Annotated in this window: 3 protein-coding genes; all 3 read right to left on the bottom strand. The window is 66.7% G+C overall.

Annotation, left to right across the window (positions count from 1 at the left end; genetic code table 11):
• Positions 1-260: 260 nt before the first annotated feature.
• Positions 261-1,169 (bottom strand): hydroxymethylbilane synthase, encoded by a 909-nt coding sequence (gene hemC / locus QMX78_RS20975; protein WP_282273311.1) that lies wholly within the window; start codon positions 1,167-1,169, stop codon positions 261-263.
• Positions 1,170-1,199: 30 nt separating this feature from the next.
• Complete coding sequence (locus QMX78_RS20970; protein WP_282273309.1) at positions 1,200-1,928, bottom strand: LytTR family DNA-binding domain-containing protein; 729 nt, start codon at positions 1,926-1,928, stop codon at positions 1,200-1,202.
• Positions 1,929-2,032: 104 nt separating this feature from the next.
• Positions 2,033-2,698, bottom strand: coding sequence for an alpha/beta hydrolase (locus QMX78_RS20965; protein ID WP_282273307.1), 666 nt, complete (start codon positions 2,696-2,698; stop codon positions 2,033-2,035).
• Between the last annotated feature and the right edge of the window lie 234 nt (positions 2,699-2,932).

Genomic DNA, 2,932 nt, shown 5'->3' with positions numbered 1-2,932 from the left:
AATGTTCGGGGTGGGGGGCGGGGTTTTGTTTAAACGACCCGGGGCCCGGGGCCCCCCCCCGCCCGCCGCCTCCGGTAGTGCCGAGCCATGCTCGGCAAGGGCGTTACCAGCAAAACCGGGCACGTCGGCATTGCTTTGCTGTTTTGTAGGAGCGGCATAAGCCGCGAAGCTGGCCCTGCTTGCGCGCCGATACAATCGGCGCTCATGCCATCTCATGCACTTGCGGCTTCGCGGCTCACGCCGCTCCTACAACGGCAAAATCAGCGCAACAGCTCGCCCGCGCCGGCGGCCAACAGCTGTCGCGCCACTTCACGCCCCAGCGCCTCCGGATCGCTCGCCGGGCCCTGCGCCTGCGCACGCACCGCACGGCCATCAGACACGCCGCCGACCAGGCCCTGCAACCACAGGTCCTCGCCACGCCACTGCGCCAGACCCGCCACCGGCACATGGCAGCTGCCATCCAGCGCGCGGTTCATGGCCCGCTCCGCTTCCACGCAGGTTCGGGTGGAGGCATCGTCCAGCGCCTTGAGCAGCGCAATCGTGCCGGCATCGTCCTGCCGGCATTCAATCGCCACTGCAGCCTGTGCGGGCGCCGGCAGCCACTGCGGGGCGACCAGGCGATCGCGGATGCGCGCGCCCAGTTCCAGGCGCTCCAGACCAGCGCAGGCCAGGATGATGGCGTCATATTCACCGGCATCCAGCTTGGCCAGGCGGGTGTTGACGTTGCCACGCAGGTCGCGCAACGTGAGGTCCGGGCGCAGCGCACGCAGCTGTGCCTGCCGGCGCAGCGACGAAGTGCCGACGCAGGCGCCCTGCGGCAAGGCATCCAGCGACGCATAGGTGTTGGAGACGAAAGCATCAGCCGAATCGGCGCGGGTCAGGATCGCCGGCAGCGCGAACGGCGCCTCCAGCTCCATCGGCACGTCCTTGAGCGAATGCACCGCGCAATCGGCGTCGCCACGCAGCATCGCCAGCTCCAGCTCCTTCAGGAACAGGCCCTTGCCGCCAATGGCGGCCAGCGAGCGGTCGAGGATTTCATCGCCGCGCGTGCTCATCGGCACAAGTTCCACCTGCAGCCCGGGATGGGCCTGGCGCAGGCGGTCGGCGACGTGTTCGCTCTGCCACAGGGCAAGCGGGCTCTTTCGGGTGGCGATACGCAGGATGCTCATGCGGCCATTATCGCCGCTGCAAGCTCCGGGTCACAGCCGTTCCATCTCGGTCTTCAGCCCGGCCACGCAGCGGCGGCTGATTTCCAGCGGCTGCGGGACATCACGCAGCACCGCGTGCACCTGCCCGGCCGGCGTGCGGCGGACTTCCTGCAACCGATCGCGGGCGATCAGGCAATTGCGGTGGATGCGGATGAAACGCCCGGAAAACTCGTCTTCCAGCGAGCGCAGCGATTCCTCGATCAGGTCTTCGCCACGCAGGTGGTGCACCACCACGTATTTTTCCTCGGCCTGCAGGTAGAGGATGTCCTCCACCGGCACCAGCCGCAGGCTGCCGCGCAGACGCGCGCACAACGCCCGTCGCGGCTGCGTGGACGCGGCAGGCGCAGTATTGGCGCGGCCAACAATGAAGGTGCGCGCACGCTCCAGCGCTGCGGCCAGGCGCTCGGCACGCACCGGTTTCATCAGGTAGTCGATCGCCGCCGCTTCAAACGCCGACAAGGCATGGGCGTCATAGGCGGTGCAGAACACCACCGCCGGACGCGGCTCAAACCGCGCCAGATGGCGGGCAACCTCCAGACCGTCGATGCCGGGCATGGCGATATCCAGCAACACCAGATCCGGCTGGGTCTGCGCGCAGACCTGCAGGGCATCATTGCCATTGGCGGCCTCGCCAACCACCTCCACCCCCGCCAGCTCGGCCAGCAGCGCGCGCAGGCGCTCGCGCGCCAAGGGCTCGTCATCGGCGATTACTACCTTCACACCACTACCTCACTCACGGCTCCCCAGTCGTGGCGACATGGTAGCCGGGTTCGCTGCAGGCCGCCGTCAACAACCCGGCAACTGCGGTGCAGCTCACAAACTGATCAGACCGGCGTAAAACGGGCCTGCAGCCAGTCGCCCAACGCGTGGATCTCTTCGCCACAGACCTGGTGGGCCATCTGGTAGCGGTGCCATTCCACGCCGAAACCCAGCGTCCTGAGCACCTGTGCGCTGTGCTCGGCGATCTGCAGCGGAATCACCGGATCGGCGCTGCCATGGGCCATGAAGATCGGCTGGGCGATGGCGCCATCCACCAGCTGCGACGGTGCAGCATCCACTTCCGGCAGATAGGTCGACAAGGCCACCAGGCCGGCGACCGGCTCACGGCGCTTCAGGCCAGCGGACAGGATGATCGCCCCACCCTGCGAGAAACCGGCCAGGACGATGCGGTTTGCCGGAATGCCGCGCGCCTGTTCACGGGCGATCAGTTCTTCCAGCTGCTCCACCGATTCGGCGACACCCTTGGCATCGGCGCGGCTGCGGAAGTCCATGCTGACGATGTCATACCAGGCACGCATCGGCATGCCGTTGTTGATGCTGACCGGGCGCTTGGGCGCATGCGGGAACACGAAGCGGATCGCCGGCCACTGCGGACGTACCAGCTCGGGCACGATAGGCGCGAAATCATGGCCATCGGCACCCAGGCCATGCAGCCAGATCACCGACCATTCCGGCGACGCGCCGGTTTCCTGCTCCACTGTTTCCAGCATGTGTACGACTCCCAAAGACAGGCGGGAATTATGCCTGCCCGGCACAGCCATAGGGACAGCCCTGCCGTTTTGTGGGAGCGGCGTAAGCCGCGAAGCTGGTGGTGCTGCAGGTTGAAAGCAAGCCGACGACCAGCATGAGGGTTGCGAGCCAAATGGCAGCGCATTGCTATCGGCTTCGCGGCTTACACCGCTCCTACAAAAACTATCCGGAGCCCTGTAGGAGCGGTGTAAGCC

The organism is Stenotrophomonas sp. PS02298 (assembly GCF_029959445.1).
Classification (GTDB): domain Bacteria; phylum Pseudomonadota; class Gammaproteobacteria; order Xanthomonadales; family Xanthomonadaceae; genus Stenotrophomonas.
The sequence above is the reverse complement of the archived record's forward strand: the minus strand, read 5'-3'. Positions and strand labels throughout refer to the sequence as shown.

Excerpts from the sequence above, each read along its gene's own strand:
- hemC (WP_282273311.1), bottom strand. The coding sequence starts at position 1,169 with ATGAGCATCCTGCGTATCGCCACCCGAAAGAGCCCGCTTGCCCTGTGG.
- QMX78_RS20965 (WP_282273307.1), bottom strand. The coding sequence starts at position 2,698 with ATGCTGGAAACAGTGGAGCAGGAAACCGGCGCGTCGCCGGAATGGTCG.